The following is a 25,310-nucleotide window of genomic DNA, read 5'->3' as shown; positions in this document are numbered from 1 at the left end:
TTAATATTCAAGGCGTCAAATCACCAGTCATCGACCAGTCTTGAATCTATGAGCAGCATTACTCCAATCCGCGTGTATCCCGACAGCACTTGGTCCGAAGATGGGCCGACTCGGGGCGTTGAGGCTGTGATTGAGGCCGGGGAAGTTCTGCAGTTCCCCCACTTGCCATTTGTTTTGACGGCGGCCGAGCGCAAGTTCTTGGACCCTCGCTGGGCCGATGCAAAAGCCAAGAATATTTCGGTGCGTTGGCCGGCCAATGAACTGCGGGGTGCCTCCGGCGATGCTGCCGATCTGGCGGCGCTGCAGGCGATGATAGGCCGCTACGCCGAGCAAAGTGAGGCCCTGGCACTGCGCTTGTTCCCGCATTACCGGGGTCATCTGCGGCGTGGCAACAGTTCGTTCAGGCCGGTCAATGTGGCCGGGCGAGAGACCAGCTGGCGCAAGGACGACACGCGTTTACATGTCGATGCCTTCCCGTCCAACCCCATGCAGGGCACAAGGCTGCTGCGCGTTTTTTGCAATATCAATCCAAACGGGCTGCCGCGCCAATGGCGGGTGGGCGAGCCCTTCGAGGACCATGCCAAGCGCTATTTGCCGAAGATCGGTCGGCCGATTTATGGCTCGGCAGCCTTGTTGGAAATGCTGCACATCACCAAGCGCCGCCGCACCGAAAGCGACCACCTGATGCTCAAGCTGCACGATCTGGCCAAGGCTGACGCCGAATTTCAGCGGAGCAGTCCGCAAGCCCGAGTCGACTTTGCGCCCGGTACGACCTGGGTGGTGTTCAGCGACCAAGTGCTGCATGCCGCGATGGGCGGGCAGTACATGATGGAGCAAACCTTCTATCTCGACGCGGCGCACCAGCAGCGTCCCGAGGCATCGCCACAGGGCACGCTGGAGCGTTTGCTCGGCCGCGAACTGCGCTAGCCCGCTGCCCAAGTGGCCCGGCGGGCAGGGCTCAGCCCAGCTTCACCGGCACAAAGATCTTGCTGTCGCCGCGTTGGATCAGCAAGGCCACCATATTGCCGGATTTGGCCAAGACTTCCCGCACCTGCTCGCTGGACTGTGCCGGGCGACCATTGATGGCCAAGAGCACGTCGCCGGCGTTGACGCCGGCACGCGCTGCAGGCCCGTCTGCGTCTTCTATCAGGAGGCCGGCCGCGCCACCTACGGCGCGCGATTCCTCTTTGCTCAAGGGGCGTAGCGCCAGGCCTAGCCGGCCTTGCGGGGCGGCGGCTGTGCTGGCCACTTTGGCCTCGGCCTCGGCGCCACCCAAGACGATGTCCAGCGTTTGCGGCGCATGGTCGCGCCAGATCTTCAGCTTGACCTTGTCACCAGGTGCCGACAGGCCGATCAGGCTGGACAAGGCGCCCGAGCGCACGACCGGCTCGCCGTCCACCTCGGTGACCACATCGCCGGGCTTGAGCCCGGCTTTGGCGGCGGCGCTGTTTGGGCTGACCTGCGCGATCAAAGCACCGTCGGGCCTCGCCATACCGAAGGAATCGGCCAGCGACTGGTTCAGGTCTTGCACGGCGACGCCGAGCTTGGCGTGTTGGGCGCTACCGGTGGCGACGATCTGATCCTTGACCTTCAAGGCCACATTGATAGGGATGGCAAAGCTCAGGCCTTGGTAGCCGCCGGACTGCGAATAGATCTGCGAATTGATGCCGATCACCCCGCCCGAACCGTCAAACAGCGGGCCGCCGGAATTGCCGGGGTTGACCGCCGCATCGGTCTGGATAAAGGGCACGACTGCGTCATTGGGCAGCGAGCGGCCCTTGGCGCTGACGATGCCTTGGGTGGCAGTCTGCTCCAAGCCAAAGGGCGCGCCAATGGCCAGCACCGGGTCGCCCACTTCCAACTGGCGCGGGTCGCCCAGGCGCACGGTCGGCAGGTCTTTGCCTTCGATGCGCAAAACCGCAATGTCGGTGGCCTTGTCCAGCCCCAGGACCTTGGCGGAAAACTCGCGCCGGTCGCTCAGCTTGATGGTGACTTCCTTGGCGTCATTGACCACATGGGCATTGGTCAGGATCAGGCCATCGCTGCTGATGATGAAGCCCGAGCCCTGGCCGCGGAAAGGCTGACCGCCTTGCTCGCGGCCACGCTGGCCGGGTTGGCCGCGGAAGAACTGCGAGAAGGGTGACTGCGGGTCGCTGAAGGCTTCGGGCATGCCTTGCTCTTCACGGCTGGCATGGCGCATGCCTTCGACGGTCACGCCGACCACGGCCGGGCCGGCCTGCTTGACGATGGCGCGGAAGTCGGGCGCACCGCCGGCGTTCAGATAGGGGACGGGGGCGATCTGTGGGCTTTGCAGCTGCTGAGCAGTTGCTTCGTTAGTGCCGGCGGCTGCAAGCGCATTCGCACTCGTCGCTTGATGCTGAGCGGGGTCAGACTTCAGCCATTGCGGCGCGATCAGTGCAGTGGCCACACCGCCTGCGGCCAGGCCCGCAGCCAGCAAGGCTGCATTCAGTGGTTTGATGTTCATGGCGTTTTCCTGTCGTCAAAGCCGCGGAAGATTCCGCATGAACTGAACGATAGGCTTGGCCGATTAGGGCCTGATTAGGCCAAGATTAGGCGAAAGTTAGGCTGACCCGCAGGCCGCCCAGCGGCGAGTCGCCCAGGCTGATGCTGGCGCCATGCTGCTCGGCCAGATTGCGCGCGATGGCCAGGCCCAGGCCGGAGCCGATCGTGCTTTGACCAGCGCCGCCGGGGTTGCGGCGGTAGAAACGATCAAACACCCGCTCGCGGTCTTGCGGCGGAATGCCGGGCCCATCATCATCAACCCACAGCGTTGCTCGGCCTTCTGTGTTGGTAACGCTCAATTCGACTTGACCGCCGGCCTTGCCGTGGCGCACTGCGTTGTCGAGCAGATTGCGCACCAGCATGGCCAGCGCCGCCGGCTCCGCTTGCACTTGGACGGGCGCCTCGGCCTGCAAGCTCAGCTCGGTGCCGCGCGCCAGGGCGAGCGGCAGACAGTCGGCCATCACGCCGCGCACCAACTCGCTCAAATCCAGCGTCTGCAGGGCCAGCGCCGGGCCGCCGGGCTCGGCGCGCGCCAGCGCCAGCAACTGCTCAACCAAGCGGGCGGCACGTTCGATGCCGGCGGTCAAGGCGGCCATGGCAGCGGCGCGGTCGGCCTCGGTCGGTGCACGCTGCAGCAGCTGGGCTTGCAGCTTTAAAGCGGTCAGCGGCGAGCGCAGCTCATGCGCGGCATCGGCCACAAAAGCACGCTGCTGATCCAGCGAGCTGCCCAGCCGTTGCAACAAGGCATTCAGCGCCTTGACCAAGGGTGCGACTTCATCGGGCAAACCGGCCGTGGGCAGCGCCGCCAGGGCCTGTGCATCACGCTGGCTGACCTCTGCCGCCACCGCTCGCAGCGGCGCCACAGTCAAAGCGCTCAGCCACCAGCCCAGCAAGGCCAGCAAGGGTGCCAGCCAGAGCAGCGGCAGCACGCTGCGCAGGGCGGCCGCAGCCGCGAGCTTTTGGCGAATCTGCACCGGCTGCGCGACCTGGATCACCCGGCCCGGTGTGGCCACGCTGAAGGTGCGCCAGCGCTGGCCGCCGACATTGATTTCGGCCAAACCCAGCAAGGCGCGCGCCGGCAGATTGGCATGCTCGCGCGAGGCATAGATGCTGCGGCCATCGGCGGTCCAGATCTGCACGACGAAGTCGAGTTGCTCGTCCCCCAAGGTGCGCGCCTGGCTGGGCGCGATCTCGCCTTGATCGCGCAGCGCCAGAGCCATCTGGCGCAGCTGATAGTCGAACAAGGCCTCGGTCTCTGCCAGCACCGTGCGGTAGCTGCTGGCCCCCATCACCAGCGCTGCGGCCGCCAACAGAGCCAGCAGGCTCAGCAGCAAGCGCGCGCGCATCGAATTCAAGCTCATGAACTTTCGCTGCCGCCAGCCTTGGGCGAGCCGACGTAGTAGCCGACCCCGCGCATATTCTGGATGAAGTCGGCCCCGAGTTTGCGGCGCAATTGGTGGATATAGACCGTCACCGCATTGCTCTCGATCTCCTCGCCCCAGCCGTAAAGGCGGTCTTCCAGTTGGGCGCGTGACAGCAAGGCGCCGGGCCGCTGCATCAAGGCCTCCAGCAGGGCCAGCTCGCGGGCCGACAGCAGGACAGGCTGGCCGCCCACCGTGACCTGACGGGTTGCGGGGTCCAAGCTGACGGCACCGCAAGTCAAGAGCGGCTGGCTGCGGCCGCTGTGCCGGCGCAGCACTGCGCGTATGCGCGCATTGAGCTCATCCAGCTCAAACGGTTTGACCAGATAGTCGTCGGCGCCGCTGTCCAGGCCCAACACGCGCTCGCCCGGCCCGTCGCGTGCGGTCAGCACGATCACCGGCGTGTTGTCCTGGCGTGCGCGCAGTGCCTTTAGCACATCCAAGCCGCTGGCAGCGGGGCCGCTGCTGGACTGAGCGGGATGAGCGGGATGAGCAGGCTGAGGCCCGCCCTCGGGCAGGCCCAGATCCAGCAGCACCAGGTCGAAGCGCTCACTCGCCAGCGTAGCCTTGGCGGCGCTGATATCGCGCACCCAGTCGACCGCGTAGCCGTCCTGGCGCAAGGCCAGACGCAGGCTCTCGCCAATCATCAAATCGTCTTCGACCAGCAGCAGGCGCATTCAGCGTGGGCGCAATGTGATGACCGAGCTCTGTGCCTGCGGCTGCGGCGCGCAGCTCTCGTCCTCGTCAAAGGCGATGTCGCCATTGGTGTCCGGTACGCCGGTGGCTTTGAGGGTTTGGAAGGGGAAGAGCTCGCGGTCCATCATGTGCGAGGGCACGACCTTGCTCATGGCGGTGAACATATTTTCAAGCCGGCCGGGGTACTTGGTCTCCCATTCATTGATCATCGCCTTGACCTGCACGCGCTGCAGGTTTTCTTGGCTACCGCATAAATTGCACGGAATGATGGGGAACTCGCGGTGCGCGGCCCAGCGCACCAGATCGGGTTCGGCCACATAGGCCAGCGGGCGAATCACCACATGGCGGCCGGTGTCGCTGACCAGCTTTGGTGGCATGCCCTTCATGCGCGCGCCGAAGAACATATTCAGCAGCAGGGTGACGATGATGTCATCACGGTGGTGACCCAGCGCGATCTTGGTGGCACCTAACTCCTCGGCCACGCGGTACAAATTGCCTCGGCGCAGGCGCGAGCACAGCGAGCAGGTGGTCTTGCCTTCGGGCACCAGGCGCTTGACGATGGAGTACGTGTCCTGCTCCTCGATATGGAAAGGCACTCCGCGCGCCTTCAGATACTCGGGCAGGATGTGCTCGGGGAAGCCGGGCTGCTTCTGGTCCAGATTCACCGCGACGATCTCGAAATTGATGGGCGCGCGCTGCTGCATATTGAGCAGGATGTCCAGCATCGAATAGCTGTCTTTGCCGCCGGACAGGCAGACCATCACCTTGTCGCCTTCTTCGATCATGTTGTAGTCGACGATGGCCTGGCCGACCTGGCGATGCAGGCGTTTGGAGAGTTTTTTGAGCTCGACCGACAGCTTGGGGTCGTCTTTAGTCTCGACGTCATCCAATTCGGGGCGGGCGAAGGTTTCGGTATTCATGGCGGTCATAAGACTTCAGGGGTTTACCAAGCGCCGCATTCGGCACTGATGGCGACTTGGCAGTCGGGGAAAATTTCTAACTTGGTCACTTTGATGCGCACACCGGCGACGCCGGGCAGCTTCATCAAGCGCGTGCAGAGCTTGCCCAGCAGCGCTTCCAGCAGATCGGTGTGCTCGGCCGTGCACTCGTCGATGATGATGGCGCGCACGCGGCGGTAGTCCAGCACGTGGCCGATGTCGGCGTCGCGCGAGACGATGGCCTGCGCGCCCAGATTGACCTCGGCATCGACCTGAATCGGTTGTGGACCTTCGCGCTCGAAGTCCAGCACACCCAGATTCGCGCCGAAGCGCAGGCCGGTGATGTGGATGATCTGGCGGTTGTTGCGGCGCATTGCCAGCGTCGGCTGGCCTTCGCTCAAGGGGCGCAGAAATGCCTCCACGGCCTTGGCCGCGACGACGCCGTCGCCAAGCGCGGTCTGCACGCTGGGATGCTGGTGGCCGCTGGCGTCGCCGGCGATGAACAAGCCTAACGGGGAAAAGCGCGGCTCGTCGCGGAAGGGGTGGGACGGCGCGGTGATGCCGGCGCGCTGTAGCGCGTCACCAACCAAGAGCCAAGCACTCGGTTCGGCCTCGAAGCCTAAGAGCACGGCCACATGGTCAAAACGCTCGTCACCGAACTGCTGTGACTGCACCGTGACCCCCTGTTCATCAGCCAACAAGCGCGTCGGCATGGGATTGCGCGGGCGCATGGTGATGACCCCGGCCTGGGCTTTGAGTCGCTCCACCAGGCTTTGCTGGGCGCGCCAATCGCTGCGCGACCAAAGCGTGACCTGGTGGCCGCGCGCCTGCAGGAACAAGGCGTTTTCGGCCGCGTTGTCGCCGCCACCCAAGAGCACTATGCTGCCAGCGGGCAGTTGATCGCGACAAGCGGTCAGGCTCAGCGCGTCCATCAGGCGCGGGCTAGGCCTTGCGGCCGGAGGGAAATAGAGTTCGGGGCGCAGGGGCTTCAGGCCTGTGGCGAGCAAGAGCGCGCGTGCGTTCAGGCTGCGGCCATCAGCCAACTGTAGGCGCCAAGCTGCGTCGGCGGCCCAATCCAGATGGGCAAGTGCTTGGCCGAGCAAGACTTGCACGGCGGGCAGGCTTTCGATGTGGCGCGCGTACTGTTGGCCCAAGGTCGCGAGGTTCTGGCCCGGCGCGCCCAGCACCCAGTCTTGGCCGAACTGCAGCGACTGCAAGCCGGCGCATAGCTGCGGCTCGCGCTCGATCAGGGCAACGCTCAGGCCCAACTGATGCAGCCAAGAAGCCGCGCTGCAGCCGGCCGGCCCGCCGCCGATGATGGCAACGTCGTAGGGGTTGGGCGGCTGAGAATCGGGCATGTCGAGGGGCGAAGGCGTGGAGGTGACTGCCCGATTATCCCCGGCCGCGCCAAACTCTTTGAAGGCGCCAGCCTATGAGCACGGCCAGCACCAGGCCATAAATCAAAGGCTCGCCAAAATTCTGCTTGCCCGCGCGCATCCAGATGAAGTGCAGCATGCCTATCACTGCGACGGCGTAGACCGCCTTGTGCAAGGTCTGCCAGCGCTTGGCGCCCAGGGCCTTGATGGCGCGGTTGAAGGAGGTGGCGGCCAAGGGCAGCAACAAGATCCAGGCCGTGAAGCCCATCAGAATAAACGGCCGCTTGGCGATGTCTTTGGCGATATCGGCCGGCACCAAGCCCATGTCCAGCCAGGCGTAAGACAGCAAATGCAGCGATGCGTAAAAGAAGGTGAACAGACCCAGCATGCGGCGAAAACGCGCCAAGGCCGGCAGATTGAACAGCTGGCGCGCGGGCGTGACAGCCAGCGTCAGGCATAGCGCGCGCAAGCTCCAGTCACCCAGGCCGCGTATCAGCGCCTCGGCCGGGTTGGCGCCGAGTTGATTGCCCGCCGCCGCCCAGATCAAATAAAGCAAGGGCAGCAGGCACAGCGCAAAAAGCAGCGGTTTGGCGGCGGGGTGCAGCCAGAGCGAGCGCCGCGCCATCTCAGAAGTTGCGCTTCAGGTCCATGCCTGCATAAAGCGAGGCGACTTGGTCGGCATAGCCGTTGAACATCAGCGTCGGCCGCTTCTTGGCGAACAGCCCGTCTTCGCCGATGCGGCGCTCCGACGCCTGGCTCCAGCGTGGGTGATCAACCTGCGGGTTGACGTTGGAATAGAAACCATATTCTTGCTGCGCCGCCTTGGTCCAGCTGCTGGTCGGTTGCTTCTCGACGAAGCGGATCTTGACGATGGATTTGGCAGACTTGAAGCCGTACTTCCAGGGCACGACCAAGCGCAGCGGCGCGCCGTTCTGATTCGGCAAGACCTCGCCATACATGCCGAAGGCCAGCAATGTCAGTGGATGCATGGCCTCGTCGATGCGCAGGCCTTCGACATAGGGCCAGTCCAGCGAGCCGCCGCGCAGGCCCGGCATCTGGGATTTGTCGGCCAGCGTCGTGAATTCGACGAACTTGGCCTTGGAGGTGGGCTCGACCTTTTTGATCAGCTCGGCCAAGGAGTAGCCGACCCATGGAATGACCATCGACCAACCTTCGACGCAGCGCAGCCGATAGACGCGCTCCTCCATGGGGCTGAGCTTGAGCAAGCTGTCCAGGTCGAATACGCCGGGCTTGCCGACTTCGCCCTCGACGCTCACGCTCCAGGGCCGAGTCTTGAGCGAGCCGGCGGTGCGTGCCGGTTCGGCCTTGTCGGTGCCAAACTCATAGAAGTTGTTGTAGGTGCTGGCATCTTGGTAGCTGGTCGGCTTGTCCATCACCAAACTACCTGCCACCGCGCTGCGCGCACCCGGCAACTTGGCCAGTTTGCCGCCGCCTGGTACCTGCGCCAGAGCCTCGCGGCCGGCCCAACTGGCCAAGGCTGTGCCTGCTGCCCCGCTGGCCATCAGGCGCAGCCATTGGCGGCGATCCTCGTAGGCGGCTTGCGGGGTGATTTCCGAGGCGGAGATGAGCGGACTTTTGCTGAACATGGGGCAACTTTCAATCGGTTGTGGGCGCTGGCTTTATCTTCTGTCGCGCCAATCGCCAAAAGCTTACGTGATTTGACGAAATCTCGTCAGCGCAAGGGCAGGGCGCTATTGGCCCAGCTTGGCGGGCATTGCACGGTCTGCAAGAGCCGCGCATGCTCACCACTGTCGCGCAGTGCTTTGAGCCCGCGATTGAAGTCGGCCAGCAGCGCAGCGCTGCGGGGTTGCTGTGGCGGCAAGATCAGGTGAGTGCTGAAGCTGTCGGTCAGCAAGCGCGGGTGGGCCGCGAATTCTTCCCGCTCCTGAGCGCTGAAGTTATGAGTTAGCAGGTCACAAGCGACGTTGCGCTCCATCGGCATCGCGTCGATGCGCCCGCGTATCATTTTTCGCAAACCGGCCAGATCGTTGGGCGTGTTGTCGCTGCGCAGCTCATTGCTGCGGATCAAGGCCCAGAACTCGGGGGTGTAGGTGTAGTCGCGTATCACGCCCAGGGTGTAGGGGCGCAGATCACGCGGCTGCGTCCATTGCAGCGCGATGCTCTTGCGGTGCACGATCAGCCATTGTTCGGTCAGGATGTTGTCGCTGAGCAAAAAGTCGCGCCGCCGCTCGGCCGATGCGCCCCAGTGCGCCGAAGCGTCCCATAGGCCGGACTTGGTCTCCATCTGTGCACGCGACCAGGGCTGAAAGTAAAACTCTGCCTTGTGGCCCGCCAATTCGAAGGCGCGCCGCACGATGCTCAAGGCGATGCCTTTGTCGGGGCGCGACTCTGTCGCATAGGGTGGCAGCTCACCGGTGGCGATGCGTACCGTGTCGGCCCTGCTGTCACAGGCTGCCGCACTCAGAACAAGGTAAAAACCCAGTAAGCGCAGCAGTGTTGGCATCGGCTTAGAGCGTGCCGTAAGAGTGCAGACCCGACAAGAACATATTGACGCCCAGGAAGGCAAAGGTCGTCACGACCAAGCCACTCAGCGCCCACCAGGCCGACACCATGCCGCGCAAGCCCTTCATCAAGCGCATATGCAGCCAGGCCGCATAGTTGAGCCAGACGATCAGCGCCCAGGTTTCCTTCGGGTCCCAGCTCCAGTAGCCGCCCCAGGCCTCGGCCGCCCAGAAGGCGCCCAGAATTGTGGCGATGGTGAAGAAGGCAAAGCCCAGCGCAATCGCCTTGTACATCAAGTCTTCAAGGATGGGCAGGGCCGGCAGGCGCGCGGTGAGCGGTGTGCGAAAAGCAATACATAGACCGAAGAACACCAGCAAGCCGCCCATCTTGCGAGCCCAGCCGTCCAGGCCTTGGATCGTTTCTGGCGGCAGGTCGGCAGCAAAGAAACGCGCCGCCAGAATGGCGCCAATTAGGGCCAGCGGCAGGCCGACCAAACCTATCAACAGCGCGCGCTGTGAGGCGGTCTTGAGCAGATAGGCCAGCGCTACCATCGCCGCCAAGGCAAAAGTGCCGTAACCGACGAAATTGGCGGGCACGTGGATCTTCATCCACCAGCTTTGCAGCGCAGGCACCAGCGGTTGAATCTCATGCGCCTCGCGCGCCACGGTGTACCAAAGCAAGAAGCTGACCGCTGCGCTGATCACCAGCAGCACATAGGCGCCCAGTGAGCGGGTCTTGAACCGGGCTTCGTAATAGAGGTAGAACAGCGCCGTCATCCAGCAAAACAGCACGAAGACTTCGTAGAGATTGCTGACCGGGATATGGCCGATATCGGGAGCGATCTGATGGCTCTCGAACCAGCGCACCATGGTGCCCACCAGCGCCATAAAAACAGCGCCCCAGGCCAGCTTGGAGCCAATCGCTTCGGCCGCACTGGTCTCGCCCGTCTTGGCGAAGAAGCCACCCCAATAGAACAAGGTGCTCATGAAAAACAGCAAGCTCATCCACAGAATGGCGCTTTGGCTGGAGAGCATGTACTTGAGCCAGAAGACCTTGTCGGCAGCGGCCAAGTCGGCGCCGAAAGCGTCCGTGTGTTGACCATAAAGATTGATCGCCAGCAGGCTGGTCGCACCGGCCAAGACCACCAACAAGCGCAGCGGCCGCCAGAACCAGCCCAGCGCGATCAAGGCCGGCATTGCGAAGATCAGGATGCCTTTTTCATACACATCCATCGACGCGCCATAGCGTGTGAAGGCAAACAGCCCGCCTGCGATGATCAGCGCGGCAAACAGCCAGTCGAAAACATCACGGCTGCCGAGCGGGCCGCGTGCGCCCGGTGCTTGGAGCTTTAGGCCGTTGGCGGCCGGGTGGGTGGCGCTGTTCATACGCTGTCTTTCAAAATATCGTGCTTGAGCTGTGTGAATTCGGTCGCGGTGTCCGGGGTCTCGCGGCTGCAGGACAGGGCCATGCGGATCCGCGTCGCCTCGCCTTGCCCGGGTGCCGGCTCCAGCCAGACCCACAAGCGGCGCTCTCTGACATAGAGCATAGCGAATACGCCGATGATCAGCAGGATGGCGCCCAAATAGACCAGTTTTTGCCCCGGCGCGCGGGTCACCTGGAAGACGCTGGCCTGGACTTGTTTGAACTCATCCAGCTGCAAGAGCACTGGCGCCGGGTAGAACATGCTGTCCGACAAGGCCAAGACCGACTGCGTCATAAAGGCTTGCGTTGCAGCATCGGCAGGCGCAGCGGGCAAACCGGCCTGCAGTCGATTCTGTTTGTAGAGTTCGAACAAGCTGCCGTTGAGGATGCGCAACAGCACTTCGGAGACGCGCTGGCGTTCCGCTTCGGGCACTTCGCTCTCGATGAATTGCGACAAGGCCGGCAAGCCGCCGGGTAGATTTGCACCGGATTTATTGTCTGCTTTGACGCCTTCTGCGCCGGCAAACAGCGCCAAGGCACGCCGCGCGGTGGCTTGCAGCTGCGGCGTCATTTGCGGCTTGTCAGTCGGCGTGGCGGCCTCGGCATAGCGTTTGGCGGCGCGTTCGCGCTCGGCGGGGTCCAGCAAGGCCTGGCGCAATTGCAGCCAACCGTCCATGCTCATTTTGTCATCGGCCGGGATGCGCAGGTAGCGGAAGGTCTCGGAGGTCGATTCACGCACGCCGGCCAAGAAGACGCGTTGCCCGTCCAACTCCACCGGCACCATATAGTTGTTGTACTCGCGCGCTTGGCCGGATGCGTCGCGCAGCCGGTAGCTGAACGAGGGGCCGACATTGCGCAGCTCTTTGTCGGTGCGGGTCTTGGCGCCACTGCCCAGGTGGCTTTGCAACGAGTTGACCAGATCCACCTTGCGTACATCGGTGCCGCCTGCAGTCGGCGCTCCGCCTAGGTTTTCGACGTTGATGACGCGCAGCCCGGCAAACTCCAGCTTCAAGGTCTGCTCATCACTTTTCAGCTCGGTGCTGCCGCCAACCCGGCCTTCGATCGTGAAGGGCTTGGCCGCGTTGCTGCTGATGTTGCTGCCGGCCTTGCCCATGGGGCGGGCAATCATCTTCAGGTCGGAGCCGCCGTCTTCGAAGCTGCTTTGGTAGATCGCGATGCCACGGTGAAAGGCGGGCTCATTGACCTTGACCTTGGCTTGAGTGATGGCGCCGGTTTCGTGGTCGCGGATGCTGATCTCGCTGGCAAACAGCTTGGGCATGCCGGTTTCGTAATACTCAACGATGAACTTTTGCAGCTCTACATCGAAGGGCAGGTCCTGCAGCACCACGCCGTTGGGCATGCTCAAAATCGCCGTTGCGGCGCGGCCACCTTCGGGCACCATCAGGTTGCCGCGAAAACTCGGGTTGTTGGTCGGCAAGCGGTGTTCGGGCTTGACCTCGCTGATCAAGCCGCCGCCTTGGTAGATGGTTTTGTTTTGCGCCCACATCAGCGCCCGCACCAGCAAATCCCCGTCGAGCAGGCCGCCCAGGCAAATCAGCACAATGGATGAATGAGCGGCCAGATAGCCTAGTTTGTTGGCAGCGCCCTTGCGCGCCGCGACCATCACGCCCTTGTCGCGCACCTGTACGCGCGCCTTCCAGCCTTCGGCGCTGAGGTAAGCGGTGACCTGGCTCAGGGCTAACTCGGGGCCGGTGGCGATGTGTCCTAGCGCCTTGTGGTGGAAGGACTGCAGCGACTGCTCGCGCACAGACTCTTTGAAATTCTTCAGATCATGAAAAATCTTTGGCGCGTTGCGCGCGATGCACAAACTGGTCGATGTGACCAAAAAGGCCAGGATCAGCAAAAACCACCAAGCACCATAAACCGTGTAGAGGTCGAACTTGCCGAACACCTCGGCCCAAAATGGACCAAACTGATTGACATAGTTGTTCAGCGGCTCGCGCTGTTTGACGACCGTACCAATGGTGGAGGCAATGCAAATGACCGTCAGTAGCGCGATCGCAAAACGCATCGATGACAGCAGGTCGAGCAGATCACTGCCGATGCTGTTGCGGGGCCTGTTTGCAGGGGCGCTCGGGGACTCACTCATGGGGACAGTGTCAATTGACATGGGTTGCGTTGCGGTGCGAGCAAAAAAAAGACCGGTGAGATTCACCGGCCTTTTGCAGATTTAAAACTTGTCAGCGGATCGGCCCTATGACGAGTGCCGAAATTTGCTTTAGCGCAGGCCGGCGATGTAGTCCGACACGGCCTTAATTTCGCGGTCATTCATCTTTGCCGCGACGCCGTTCATTTGCAGGCTGTTGGCACGGGTGCCGGAGCGGAAGGCATTCAGCTGCAGTTCGGTGTAGTCACTGTGCTGACCGGCCAAGCGGGGGTACTGGGCCGGAATGCCGGCGCCGTTCGGGCTGTGGCAGGCGGCGCAAGCAGGGATCTGGCGATCGGCAATGCCGCCACGGTAGATGCGTTCACCCAGCGACACCAAGCCAGCGTTCTTGGAGAAACCGGGTTTGGCTTGCTTGGAGGCGTAGAAGGCGGCGACGTTGCGCATGTCTTCTTCAGACAGCGTGGCGGCCATGCCTTGCATGACAGCGTTCCTACGCTGGCCCGTCTTGAACTCGGTCAATTGCTTGACCAGGTACTGCGGGTGCTGACCCTGCAAGATCGGGTTGGCAGGGCTGCCGCGTGAGCCGTCGGCCGTATGGCAGGCGGCACAGACTTGAGTCGAGGTCGCTTGACCCTTGACCAGATCTGGCTTGGCGGGCGCAACGGCCTCGTTCGCAACAGCGGCGGAAGCAAGCAAAAGGCCCAAAAGGCCAGAAGTCAGAAAAGCGGCAGTCTTAGTCATGAATTTATAGATTCGGTAAGCGCAACTTTAAGATTTTACAATGGCAATCCATTCAGCCAGAACAATCCATGACCAACACCACTCCTGTGTCGCAGCATTCTGCGCAAATTGAGACAACTCCAACGGAAAAAGTGGCGTTGGGCTGGACCCATACGGCCCGTTTTCTGACCACCGCCAGCGAGTTGGTGCATTTGCAGGCCAATGAGTTGCCCGAAATCGCCTTCGTGGGGCGCTCCAACGCCGGCAAGTCCACCGCGATCAATACCTTGGCGCAGCAAAAACGGCTGGCGTTTGCGTCCAAAACGCCGGGCCGCACGCAGCATATCAATTTGTTCGAACTCGGCCCCAAAGACGCCGCCGACGCGTGGTTTGCCGACTTGCCCGGCTATGGCTACGCGGCGGTGGCACGCTCGGCCAAGCTCCGCTGGCAAAAGGTGATGGCGGACTATCTGGAGGTGCGCCGTTCACTGTCGGGCGTGGTGCTGATGGTGGATTCGCGTTTGGGCATGACCGATCTTGACAAGCAGTTGCTGGAATTCGTGACGCCGCGAGTCAGTACCGGAGAGATCAAGTTGCTGGTCTTGCTGACCAAATCCGACAAGCTCAACCGCAAAGATGCCGATGCGGCGCTGTTCGGCACGCGGGCTTTCTTGGCCGAGAACGCCAGTGCGGAGTCGGATATCACGGTGATGCTGTTCTCGGCGCTGAAAAAGCAAGGCGTCGGCAAGGCCGCGCAGATCCTGCATGCTTGGGTCCATCCACTGCCCAAGACCTCCGCGGCTGAGATTGCCGATGGCGCCGGTCAAGCTGACGGCGCTGCGTAATTCATCAGTTAGGCGCCGAGCTGAAGATCCTGCATCAAGGTGTCCACCGCATGCTGGACGAGGTTGTCGTCGTCCAGGGCGGTGATCAAACCATTGGCCAGCAAGCGTTCTAGCGCCCCGCGCGTGATGGTGTGGCGTTGCTCGGTGTTTTGGCCGATGAAGAGGTAGAACTGCTCTTTGTCACTGATCCAGGCAAGCTGAGCCGTCATCCATTCGCTTTGGATGAATAAGTGATACCAGCCGCCCACCCGCTGGCGTGACATCCAGTTGGAGACCGCTGCCGCCGAGGCATCGTGATCATGTTGCTCAAAGAGCTGCATAGGCACGGTCGGCAACTGCCCTCGGTCGACTTTTGCATGTGCCCAATGCTCGGGCAGCTCGCTTTCGCGCTCGTTCAACAAACGTTCCAGCAATTCCTCTGGGCTGGGCTCTGCTTTGGCGGTGACGGCGGCCGGCCCATCGATCGGGGTCAGCAAGGCCGGTAGTCCGCGCAGGAGGCGGCCATGCTGCAACATCAACTCCCGCAGCACTTGTTCGCGCTGGTCGGCATGCAGAGCGACGCTGTCGCAGCCCTCGCGCAATGCATCAATCAGGCCGGGCAGGCTTTGGCGCAAACGCTCGCGCGCTGCCTCATCGGAGGGCTGCTGCAGGCTTTCCAGCAGATGATCAACCCATTCGATGTGCGCCAAGGCCTGCGCCGAGGTCTGACCATGCAGCACCATGGCCTGCACGATCACATCGACCCAAGTTGAATGCAAAAACTGTCGCAGCTTTGGACCTAAGGGAGCATCGGCCGTTTGGGCTTTGATTTGCTCCCCCAGCAATTGCCGCCATTGCGGGCGCATTTGCTCGCGCTCCAGGGAGGCCAAGGCCTGCGCGTTGCGCTTGCTGCGCTCTTGCGCTTGGCTGCTCAAGTGGTGCTCCACCCGGCCCAGCACTTGCTCAAACTGCACCGCAGTGGGCCGCGCTGCGTCGATCAAGACTTGAATCTCGGTCGTCATCAGGCGTAGAAAGGCCTGCAACTGTTCGTCATCGGCACGCTCGAATGCCATGCCATGAGCGGCCACGCGGTTGAGCAAGGCCCAGGTGGGGTGGTCTTGCTTATGCAGCAGGCTGTTGTCGTGGCGAGCCAGGCGTACGACGGCCACCTGCAGCCGCGCCAGCAAGGCTTTCAGGGGCGGCAGCAAACGTGTGTCGGCCAGAATCTGCTCATACAGACGGCTCAGCATATCGGGGCTTTGATCGGCCTTGAAGACCGGCGCTACCGTGCTGTCCGCCCCATTCCTGGGCGCACGGCTATTGTGTTCTTGGACGCGGCGGGCCAGGCCGTCCAAGGTGGCAGGCTCGGTATTTCGGCGCCCTTGCGCCATGCGCTGGGCAATGTCGTAGTCCTGTGCCCGCGCGGCATGGCTGGACACCATATGGCTGACGTCGGCGGCCCGTAGCTTGGCGCATAGCGCCGCATAAATGCGGTGCAAGCCTAGCGCCAGCGGCGTGGCGGCGACACGCATCAGCTCATAGCGCTGCTGCGGCTCCAACTCGATGCTCGACAGGGCGACCAACAAGGCCTGCGCAAAAAGGGCGACGCGCACCGGGTTTTCGTTTTTGCGGGCCCGCGCCGTGCCACGCAAGGCGGCGAAGAAGTTGCTGAGTTGGTGCAGCTCTGGGCCGCTGCGATCCTCGGCGGCCTGAATGACATGGGCGACGGCGACATCCTGCAAAGCCTGACGCTCGTCGACCAGGCTGAGTGCATCCAGGCTGGCCGAGCGGCGCTGCAAGGGGTCTTCGCCCCGCTCGGCGGCCTGCAGCAAGGGCAGTAAAGCGTCGACGAAATCGGTGGCGAAACGGCCGCGCATGCGGCGCCAGCCTTCAAGCAAATGGAAATGCTTGGCCCTGGCGTCCAACTCGCTTTGGATGGTGGCCTGCAAATCGCGGCTCAGCGGCGGCGTTTCGAGCCGTACTTCGTTCAGCAAAGAGGAGAGGGATAGGGCAGAGGACATGGATTGACGTGGACCCCACAGGGTTGGCTAGAGATGGGGCCGAGCAAATCTTGGGCCTCAGCCGGCGATTATCAGTCGCAGGCGCAGAGTGCTGCCGCTTGCGGTGGGTACTATTCAACGCATTCGCGATAAACGAAAAAGGGGCCACATTGCTGCGGCCCCTTTTGGCTTGCTGAGCTCAAAGCCTTGCGGCTTTGAAGGCAGGCATTACATGCCCATATCGCCCATGCCGCCCATACCACCCATGCCGCCGCCCATGCCGCCGCCGGCAGGTGCTTCGTCCTTCGGTGTTTCGGCGATCATGCACTCGGTAGTCAGCATCAGCGAAGCGACCGAAGCGGCGTTCTGCAATGCAGTACGTGTCACCTTGGTTGGGTCCAGGATACCCATTTCGATCATGTCGCCATAGCTGTCATTGGCCGCATTGAAGCCGTAGTTGCCCGAACCGGCCAACACTGCATTCACGACAACGCTAGCTTCGCCACCGGCGTTGTAAACGATCTCGCGCAAAGGTGCTTCGATGGCCTTCAACACCAGCTTGATGCCGGCGTCTTGGTCAGCGTTGGCGCCAACGATGGTGCCAGCAGCTTGCTTGGCGCGCAGCAGAGCCACGCCGCCACCGGCCACGATGCCTTCTTCCACAGCAGCGCGAGTGGCGTGCAGGGCGTCTTCAACGCGGGCCTTCTTTTCCTTCATTTCGACTTCGGTCGCAGCGCCAACCTTGATCAGTGCAACACCGCCGGCCAGCTTGGCCACGCGCTCTTGCAGCTTTTCACGGTCGTAGTCGCTGGTCGCTTCTTCGATCTGGATACGCACTTGCTTGACACGTGCTTCGATGTCGGCAGCAGCGCCCAGGCCGTCGATGATGGTGGTGTTTTCCTTGCCCACTTCGACGCGCTTGGCTTGGCCCAGATCGGCCAAAGTGACCTTCTCCAGTGTCAGGCCGACTTCTTCGGCGATGACCTTGCCGCCGGTCAGGATGGCGATGTCTTCCAGCATGGCCTTGCGGCGATCGCCGAAGCCAGGCGCCTTGACGGCCACAACCTTCAGGATGCCACGGATGGTGTTGACCACCAGCGTTGCCAAGGCTTCGCCTTCGACGTCTTCTGCAATGATCAGCAGTGGACGGCCCGACTTGGCGACTTGCTCCAATGTCGGCAGCAGGTCACGGATGTTGGAGATCTTCTTGTCGTACAGCAGCACGAAAGGGTTGTCCAACAGAGCAGCTTGCTTCTCTGGGTTGTTGATGAAGTAAGGGCTCAGGTAGCCGCGGTCGAATTGCATACCTTCGACGACGTCCAGCTCGTTGTCCAGCGACTTACCGTCTTCGACGGTGATGACGCCTTCCTTGCCGACCTTGTCCATCGCGTCGGCGATGATCTTGCCGATCGACTCGTCGCTATTGGCCGAGATCGAACCAACTTGAGCGATTTCCTTGGAAGTCGTGGTGGCCTTCGAAGCCTTCTTCAGCTCGGCGACCAGGGCAGTCACTGCCTTGTCGATGCCGCGCTTCAGGTCCATCGGGTTCATGCCGGCGGCCACATACTTCATGCCTTCGCGCACGATGGCTTGTGCCAGCACGGTAGCTGTCGTGGTGCCATCACCGGCGTTGTCAGAAGTCTTGGAAGCAACTTCCTTGACCATCTGCGCGCCCATGTTCTGCAGCTTGTCTTTGAGTTCGACTTCCTTGGCCACGGACACACCGTCCTTGGTCACGGTAGGGGCGCCGTACGAGCGCTCCAGCACCACATTGCGGCCCTTAGGACCCAGGGTCACCTTGACCGCATTGGCCAAGATGTTCACGCCTTCAACCATGCGTGCGCGGGCTTCGCCGCCGAAAACTACGTCTTTTGCTGCCATGAAAATATCTCCAAATCTTGAATAAGGACCACGCTTTTGCTTGCCAAATCAATTGTTGGGAAGAAAAGCGTAGCGAGCGGCGTGCTGGCTAGGCGGGCGAAGCGCAGGAACCGGAACGTACTTCCTGTACGTGAGGATTCCGAGCATTCGCCCAAGGACGCCAGCGCGTCGCGCAGTAGCTTTACTTCTCGACCACAGCGAAGAGGTCTTCTTCGCGCATGACCAGGAGCTCGTTGCCGTCAATCTTGACGGTCTGGCCGCTGTACTTGCCGAACAAAACGCGGTCACCGACCTTGACGTTCAGGGCGATCAGGTCGCCACGGTCGTTACGCTTGCCGTTACCGACGGCCAGCACTTCGCCTTGATCGGGCTTTTCGGCCGCTGCGTCAGGGATGAAGATGCCCGAGGCAGTCTTGGTTTCTTGCTCGAGACGTTTAACGATCACACGATCGTGCAGAGGACGCAAATTCATCACTTCTCCTAGAGAGTTTCGACACTTTGAGTCGAGGCGTTCGGCGGGGGAGCCGGCTACCCCGATGGGGACAATTCGAGATTCGCGCAGACCGGCTGGGCCGGATCTGCTGAATCGTTAGCACTCGCTTGAGTTGAGTGCTAGCAATCGAATTATATGGGCGAGTGCCAAGCTTTCAAGCCCCACCCATCGACTGTCTTCTGGTCTTTTGTGAATGGGTGTTGTCGATTCTCATCGAGTCTTGAATTTCTCTCGTTCAGTCCTGAACTGTGGGCTTGCTTGATATCTCCTTTGGCTTCATGGTGGGCGAAGCGTGTGATGGAGTGGTGATTTCAGGCGGAGCTCCATCAGCGAGGCCTACATGAACTACGAGCTACTTCGTTATCTTGCGCCTTAGGTACGGTGAGCACGTCAGCAGCAAATGCTGCTGACGTCTACTTCATGGGTTGGTTCTTCCATACAGATTTGAAAGGAGCCTTGGTACTCGTTCATTTTTGCTAGTTCGCCGATCTCCATGGCTTGCCGGAATTCGTCGCACAGTCGAAGTCATCTTGAGTTGTGTCGCTTCTAGGCTGATATCTGGGGCTCAGTTGGTGAGTGCGGCTGCAGTTTCGTCGACAGTCGGGTCAGTTGGTCTAGGGCTGAATAGCAGTAGATTAGGGCGTCCATGGTCGAAACCTCGCCCCGCGTTGCACTTGTCAAGAGCTTGAGTTCCTCGGCCAGCCGCTCCGACCGCTTCGGTGAGGCTCGCGCTGAAGCGATAGCCGACGGATCCTGCGGCAAGGGCAGAGCAATGCCAGTCAGCGGTTCGACCCCTCTGACATTGAAAGGTGTTCCGATGGCATACAGCTTGGAATCGGATCTGGCCAACGGAACACAGTGAACGCATAAGTCCCGATAGGCGCCAAGGATAAAGAGCCAGCCCCCTTTGGCGGTCGCCGTCGATAGCTCAGCGAAAAGTGGGTCGGCGGAGGCCACTTTGTTCAGCACATGTTTCTTCGCGCCGGCCATGGTCGCGATGTGGTCTGCGGGGCGGTGCTCCGCAGGGCAGACGTAGGCGACAAAGAACTCCGCGAGATAGTCCCTCAAGATGCACGCATCAACGAGGAAAGACTGGATGGCAAGGTATCCCAACCAAGTGAAACCGTCCTCGAAACGCAGGCCAGGCTTGAGGTCCTTACCGGCAATGCGAACTTCGAGCTGCGAGTGGTACGCGTCCGACAATTGGTATAGACGCCAGGCGCAGACTCGCAACTGATGAGAGAGTCGACGGGCTACATCCCATAGCTCGGCGTTGCCTTCCTTGCTGGCGGCGTAGCCGATCTGCGACCACAGGTCGGATTGGTCGTCGCATGGCCAGATGTTTCCTTTGCCCCATGGGTGATAGGCTCGCCAGTTCTTTGGCACCAGGCCTTTTGCTTCAAGCGAGTTCGACATGAACTCAAAGCCGATCGGTAGGAGGTCGTTCGCCGCAAGATCTGCGTATAGAGCTCCGAACTCACGGGTCTTGAACCAGAGATGCCGCCCGTCCAGTCCGGGCGGGTAGAGATGCACCGTGGGCTCGAGGCCATTGAACGCTCGGAAACCGCCCGGAAGGTGTGCAGTTCGCACTGCCGTCCATCCATTAGCAGGTTCGCGTCGAGCGCCAATGGGACTGTCGGACTGAGTTGCTGTCGGTCGTTCTGTAGAGTTCATCGGTGAGCAGGAGGAATTCCGCCTTCGCCTCAGGCTGTCGGCAAGACTGCGGTCTCTGCTGACGTCGGCAAGAGCAACACCCTCGTCCATTCTCCATCGCGAGGGTCTACTGGGTGCAGGAGTTCCGCATCTGGGCGCCGCTCTCTTCGTCGAGAGTTCTCCACACTTGCGAGAAGTCGTCGAGCGATAAGCGCCATTGCATCGGCTCGCTTGGCAATGCCATACAGCTCAGCTCGTAAAACATTACTGGCGCGCGGGCGGTCCTCAAACATGTTTCCGCCTAATGGAACCGCTTCTCGGAACATTCCATAGAGCCGCCGATAGGCTGGCGTATCAGCGCTACCACAACGCCCATCCTGCGCTGCAGCGAGGCAATAGCGAGACTGGACCTCATCTTCGAGTTTGGCCTCCTTCATTACGGAACATGCTAGTTGGTCGCCATTGAACGACCGCAACTCTGCGCATGCACCCAAAAAGGCTTCGCTGCGTTCTGGGCCGCCGCCGATTGCCGCAGCAATCGCCGGCGCCAATCCTTTCAGGCTCCAATCGTCACGAACCCAGCGAAGAAATGTCCCGTCTGAAATCAGCGCAAGAAATCGCTTGAAGTCTCCCCCAGAGGCCAATGATGTAACAGCCGCCTTAGCCATCGCCATTCCCATATCACGGTCGGTCGGCACCTCCTTCGCGCGTTCGAGTTCAACAAGCAGGTCGAGCAAGTCTTCCGGACAGCATTCGCCGAGCATCTCCACGAACTGAGATGTGTGACCATGCCGACGCCATCGTCCGATATAGGTCGCCAAATCGTGCCGCCGTTTCAGTGGCGGTCGAGCCATGAAAGCCAGTCGAGTGAGCTCGCCGAGCGTGAACCATTCGCTCTGTTGATGCCAGGGCTCTGAGAACTCGGTGTCGAGCAGTATCTCAAGCTGCGCGAAGACTGCCGAGTCCTCGAACTGCCACCCCTGGTTCATCAAGGCTTGGACTGCATCCTTAAATCCATACTTGTCCAGCATTCCGCTGTTCAGAACTCTAAGCACTGGTGCCAGCACCTCAAGGCTCGGAAATAGCGCCACCCGAGTCGTGAACCTGCCGAGCCCACCAGTCCTAAAGGGTGCCCATTTGTCCCCAAGCTTCTCGCGCTCGACCTGAGCCCGGCTCAGAGCGTCGTCAAGCAAGGCGCCAACTGAGATTGCCATGGCATCGGTCTCTAGTTGGTGCTCGGAATCTGGCTGGAGGAGCACCCGACCGGCAGCACGCCTTTCGTCCCCCAGCGCTGCGGAAACGCTTCCCCAGTAACGTCGGGGCTGCCGCGCCTGCCAGGGCCCAGTCGCCAGCTGCAGTAGAGCGCTTAAGACGACATCAATGTCAGCAGCGCCCTTCAACCTTCCGAGCAATTCCTGGGTGATGCCAAAGCCGCAGCTAGCCAACGCAGCGGGCAAATTGCCCTGCTGAGGGTTCATAGGCTGAGGGCCAGTAGGCCGAGCGGCCCACGCCTCACGTTCGGCGCGATAGGTCGCCCAGGCCGTCAAGTGGATATCAAGAGCTTCTAAAATTAGGAGCTTGCATCTCTCTGCATCGACGTAGCTCACAAGCTCGGCAAGGCTGATGCTCAAGTCATGCGCCTTCCTGTCTGAGGCAGCGCGCATGCCAACGAACGCGTCCAACAACGGCTGGACGCCAGCCAAGTCTGGGACGAATACGGGATAGACCATTCCTTGAATCGTGTTCTCCGGCCTTAGCTTGGATACCAGAAGGTCGGCAAGGACTAACGCTGACGCGGCATCGCACGACGGAGCGCGTTCACAGACCACACCCAGCAGCATTGGCATCGGGAATCCATGGACGAAGTGGCGCACTCCATCTCTTCGGGCCTCTTCCACGTTGTCTTCGCTATCGCGTCGTGCAGCCGAATCCGCCAACCACATTTCCACGGCAACTCGAACCTGCTGTGGAGAGGCATAGCTTGCAAGGTTCTCTGAGCTCAGCCTGCTCGCTTTTCCAGCAAGCACTTGGTGCCAGACGGTAGCAAACACGTCTTCTTTGTCTGCGTCCGAACGCTGGGCCATGAAGGCCGTCATCCAAACTGGCACAAGCGGCTGTTCCGATGAAAGCAGTTCGTGCAGCATGCGCAGCGCGCGCCCTGGTTCTCGAAGTTCAAGAAGTTCAAGGATGCCGCTTGCGTTTGCCCATCTGTCCTTCGAGACCTCCGCCAGCTCGTGGATGGCCAACTCAATCGCCCGACTGTCGGCTACCTCTGGAAAGTGCGTTGCGAACTGCATCAACTGCTTGGCTGGCAAATCGAGCCGCATTAACTGCTCTACGCGCAGGGATACCTCGGCCAACCTGTCGCTTGCGTCCGCAGCCTCGTGCAAGTCGTCAACGTGAGAGAACTCTGCCTGAAGCTGCTCCGGCGCACCAAGCCAAGCATCGAGCGCAGAGTCCGTGTCCGGCGACAGCCAGAACAGCAGGTGGAGCGCACTACCCCTCAACTCATTGTTTACTTCTGCAGTCGCCACATGGACAACGTAGGCGAAATTTCTTTTGTCTTCAGACAGCCTGTCAAGCAGGCGCAGACGACTCTCTGTTGGCCAGTCCACGCTCTGGGCCATCTGCGCCGTAGAAAACTGAGATGCGAGAACGCTCAATGTGTCAAAGGATTCTTCGTCAATGTTGTCCGACAAGCTGCGATACAACGCTTCAAACACAGAGCTCTCGAAACGAGGTAGGCGAGACGTGGCCTGGCATTCGATGCCCGTTCGACGGACGGTAGGAATTTCTGACGCAGCAAGCGCATTGACGCGGAAAACAACTTCCTCATGCAGCGCCTTGTCATCGGTCTCGGAGAACGCTGCCAAACCAATTAGTTCGCACGCATATGGCAACGACAGCTCGACGGCGGCCCGGACCAACTCGACTCTCCCGCGTCGGCTCTGTTCGCCACTAGACCAATGCTCGGCCACGAGACGAATCGCCTCATGCCACGCCGGTTGATTCATTGCAGCGATGAGCCAAGCACGACTATCGGTAGCGTCGAAGTTGACCTCGGCAACACGCCTCGCTGCAAAGTATTCCTGCAAGCGATGGTGAGAGAAGCGGACAACCTCATCGTCGATATGCAAGACATGCTGACTTCCAAGCGCTCGCAAAATGGTGGCCGGTGCTGGCACGCTCCCACCGATGAAAAATTTGCTCGCGGGCATGCGACAAACGTCTTCAATCGCCTGCATCGCATCGATCGGATTCAGCGTTGTCGTCCGCATTTCGGTAAGCCGGCATGCCAACTCCTCAAGGAAGACGCGATGAAGGCCGAAAGTCGGAGGTTCCTGGAGCGTGCTACCCCGCGTTCCTAGCCGCTCAAGCTCGTCAACGACTGCTTCAAGCACAGACCACATTGACGAGGACGCCGGTGCTTGGGTGCGGGCCTGCGCAAGCAGGCCGCGAAGCACGAGGGGGCTTCGCGCCGCCCCACGAAGCACTGCGTCCGAGGCCAACTGGCCAATCAATGGGCCGGCACCTTCGCCAAGCTCTTCCCGGATGACCGCGCGCTGGCCCCGCCAGGAAATCCCGCGCACTGCAACGCGGCGGACTTTTTCAAAGGCAGGCGCATCGCGCTCTGTTCTCGAAGTGACAACCACCGCCATAGCCGGTGCTTGACTGAGCAACTCCGTGAGAGCTATCGAGGCGTCCGCCCTCCGTGCATCCGGGAGTTCGTTCCATCCGTTAATCAGCAAAAACATGTTGCCAGCCTTTGCATGCTGAACCAGTTCTCCTGCGGAGACTCCTTGCGCTTGCCCTGCCGGCCGGGCGGCCACGTAGTCCATGAAGCCAACTGCGGAGCGCGCCCACATTGCCGCATCGATGTAGATAGGGATGGGGATGGGCTGCGACTTTTCAGCCAGAGCAGCTTCTGCAAGGTGCAGCAGGTAGGTCGTCTTTCCGATACCGCCTTCCCCAAAAAATATCAGACGCTCGCCCTTTCGAACGAAGCCCAGGATGGCTGAGGTAGTGATGGGTGTCTGATCACGGCTCTCTGACTTCCTTTCAAACAACTCAAGGGACAATGGCGCGAGGAATGCGGGCATACGCCATGCCGACTTTCCCGCGTCGACGAGACCGAGAGCCAGGCCGCGTAAACGTGCCCAGTCACCTGCAAGTGGTGCTGTGTCGGCGGGACGGAGCAGCCGCCGCAAGTCAGCGGAGTGCCGTGCCTCAAGCGCAAGGCTAAAAGTTGCAGAATGGGAGGCAGAAAGCTGACCCCAAACGTGGTCTACCAGGAGCCTGATTGCGCCGGCCGCCAATTCGCGCCGTTCGCCCGTTGCCTTCTCATAGCGGCCGGCCAAGTTTTGCATATCAGCTTCGGCGAGACCAGGTGCGCCGCCTGCCCGGGCAAGCATCACCCCGCAAATGAGCTCAATGCTGTCTACGGATGTCGCCCACCGCAAAACGTCGCGCTCGTTCATGCCCGGGGCTGTCGGAGCCTTCGCAAACTTCTCGACCTCGCGACGAACCAAGTCAGGTAGTGACGCGTTATCCGATAGCGGACTGCCTTCTGCAGCTCTCGAAGCGGCACGCCGTTTGCGGTATGCATCAACCACAAAGCCCTTTAGCAGGCCAGCGACCTTCGCTGCATTCGCAAGCGTGAAAATTTCGGGCATTTGCTTACGGAAGCTTCTCAAGCTTTAGTGATGAGACTAGGGGTGAACATGTAGCCAATCCGCACGAGGCCTCTGCCG

At 61.3% G+C, this 25,310-nt stretch carries 18 protein-coding genes and 1 pseudogene; 2 read left to right on the top strand and 17 right to left on the bottom strand.

Annotated features, from left to right (window positions below; genetic code table 11):
- Positions 1–48: 48 nt before the first annotated feature.
- Positions 49–927, top strand: coding sequence for a Kdo hydroxylase family protein (locus LNV08_RS15745; protein WP_263534670.1), 879 nt, complete (start codon positions 49–51; stop codon positions 925–927).
- Between the two features lie 31 nt (positions 928–958).
- Here the strand turns inward: LNV08_RS15745 and LNV08_RS15740 are convergent, their stop codons facing one another.
- The 12 genes and pseudogenes from LNV08_RS15740 to LNV08_RS15685 form a co-directional block, all read right to left on the bottom strand.
- Positions 959–2,485, bottom strand: coding sequence for a Do family serine endopeptidase (locus tag LNV08_RS15740; protein WP_263534669.1), 1,527 nt, complete (start codon positions 2,483–2,485; stop codon positions 959–961).
- An 85-nt stretch (positions 2,486–2,570) separates the two neighbouring features.
- Positions 2,571–3,884 (bottom strand): ATP-binding protein, encoded by a 1,314-nt coding sequence (locus LNV08_RS15735; protein ID WP_263534668.1) that lies wholly within the window; start codon positions 3,882–3,884, stop codon positions 2,571–2,573.
- Positions 3,881–4,621, bottom strand: coding sequence for a response regulator transcription factor (locus LNV08_RS15730; RefSeq protein WP_263534667.1), 741 nt, complete (start codon positions 4,619–4,621; stop codon positions 3,881–3,883). The genes LNV08_RS15735 and LNV08_RS15730 overlap by 4 nt, the downstream gene beginning before the upstream one ends.
- Positions 4,622–5,560, bottom strand: coding sequence for a tRNA 2-thiocytidine(32) synthetase TtcA (gene ttcA / locus LNV08_RS15725; protein ID WP_263534666.1), 939 nt, complete (start codon positions 5,558–5,560; stop codon positions 4,622–4,624).
- A gap of 23 nt (positions 5,561–5,583) precedes the next feature.
- On the bottom strand, positions 5,584–5,952 hold the full coding sequence (locus tag LNV08_RS15720; RefSeq protein WP_263534779.1) for a dihydroneopterin aldolase: 369 nt from the start codon (positions 5,950–5,952) through the stop codon (positions 5,584–5,586).
- A gap of 87 nt (positions 5,953–6,039) precedes the next feature.
- A pseudogene (locus LNV08_RS15715) lies at positions 6,040–6,936 on the bottom strand (NAD(P)/FAD-dependent oxidoreductase); the annotation flags it as partial.
- Between the two features lie 34 nt (positions 6,937–6,970).
- A complete protein-coding gene (locus LNV08_RS15710) occupies positions 6,971–7,579 on the bottom strand; it encodes a sulfite oxidase heme-binding subunit YedZ (RefSeq protein ID WP_263534665.1) in 609 nt (202 codons plus the stop codon).
- A 1-nt stretch (position 7,580) separates the two neighbouring features.
- On the bottom strand, positions 7,581–8,561 hold the full coding sequence (gene msrP, locus LNV08_RS15705; RefSeq protein WP_263534664.1) for a protein-methionine-sulfoxide reductase catalytic subunit MsrP: 981 nt from the start codon (positions 8,559–8,561) through the stop codon (positions 7,581–7,583).
- 86 nt (positions 8,562–8,647) lie between these two features.
- Positions 8,648–9,439, bottom strand: coding sequence for a substrate-binding periplasmic protein (locus LNV08_RS15700; protein WP_263534663.1), 792 nt, complete (start codon positions 9,437–9,439; stop codon positions 8,648–8,650).
- Positions 9,440–9,443: 4 nt separating this feature from the next.
- The gene (gene ccsB, locus LNV08_RS15695; protein ID WP_263534662.1) at positions 9,444–10,823 is read right to left on the bottom strand and encodes a c-type cytochrome biogenesis protein CcsB; all 1,380 of its coding nucleotides are present in this window, start codon (positions 10,821–10,823) and stop codon (positions 9,444–9,446) included.
- Positions 10,820–12,970: a cytochrome c biogenesis protein ResB gene (locus LNV08_RS15690; RefSeq protein ID WP_263534661.1), complete on the bottom strand. Its 2,151-nt coding sequence runs from the start codon at positions 12,968–12,970 to the stop codon at positions 10,820–10,822. Before LNV08_RS15690 ends, ccsB begins: the two co-directional genes overlap by 4 nt.
- 129 nt (positions 12,971–13,099) lie before the next feature.
- Positions 13,100–13,729, bottom strand: coding sequence for a c-type cytochrome (locus tag LNV08_RS15685; protein WP_263534660.1), 630 nt, complete (start codon positions 13,727–13,729; stop codon positions 13,100–13,102).
- Positions 13,730–13,797: 68 nt separating this feature from the next.
- On the opposite strand from LNV08_RS15685, the gene yihA reads away from it, so the two are divergent.
- Complete coding sequence (gene yihA / locus LNV08_RS15680) at positions 13,798–14,553, top strand: ribosome biogenesis GTP-binding protein YihA/YsxC (RefSeq protein ID WP_263534659.1); 756 nt, start codon at positions 13,798–13,800, stop codon at positions 14,551–14,553.
- An 8-nt stretch (positions 14,554–14,561) separates the two neighbouring features.
- Here yihA and LNV08_RS15675 read toward each other — a convergent pair whose 3' ends face one another.
- From LNV08_RS15675 to LNV08_RS15655, 5 genes are all read right to left on the bottom strand, one after another.
- The gene (locus tag LNV08_RS15675; protein ID WP_263534658.1) at positions 14,562–16,553 is read right to left on the bottom strand and encodes a DUF1631 domain-containing protein; all 1,992 of its coding nucleotides are present in this window, start codon (positions 16,551–16,553) and stop codon (positions 14,562–14,564) included.
- A gap of 207 nt (positions 16,554–16,760) precedes the next feature.
- A complete protein-coding gene (groL, locus tag LNV08_RS15670; RefSeq protein ID WP_263534657.1) occupies positions 16,761–18,413 on the bottom strand; it encodes a chaperonin GroEL in 1,653 nt (550 codons plus the stop codon).
- A 181-nt stretch (positions 18,414–18,594) separates the two neighbouring features.
- On the bottom strand, positions 18,595–18,885 hold the full coding sequence (groES, locus tag LNV08_RS15665; protein WP_263534656.1) for a co-chaperone GroES: 291 nt from the start codon (positions 18,883–18,885) through the stop codon (positions 18,595–18,597).
- Positions 18,886–19,452: 567 nt separating this feature from the next.
- The gene (locus tag LNV08_RS15660) at positions 19,453–20,439 is read right to left on the bottom strand and encodes a hypothetical protein (RefSeq protein ID WP_263534655.1); all 987 of its coding nucleotides are present in this window, start codon (positions 20,437–20,439) and stop codon (positions 19,453–19,455) included.
- A gap of 170 nt (positions 20,440–20,609) precedes the next feature.
- Positions 20,610–25,232, bottom strand: a complete 4,623-nt coding sequence (locus LNV08_RS15655) for an NACHT domain-containing protein (protein ID WP_263534654.1) — start codon at positions 25,230–25,232, stop codon at positions 20,610–20,612.
- Positions 25,233–25,310: the final 78 nt, after the last annotated feature.

Source organism: Paucibacter sp. TC2R-5, assembly GCF_025717605.1.
Classification (GTDB): domain Bacteria; phylum Pseudomonadota; class Gammaproteobacteria; order Burkholderiales; family Burkholderiaceae_C; genus Paucibacter_A; species Paucibacter_A albus.
Note: the sequence above shows the minus strand (reverse complement) of the source record. Positions and strands in the feature narration are given on the sequence as shown.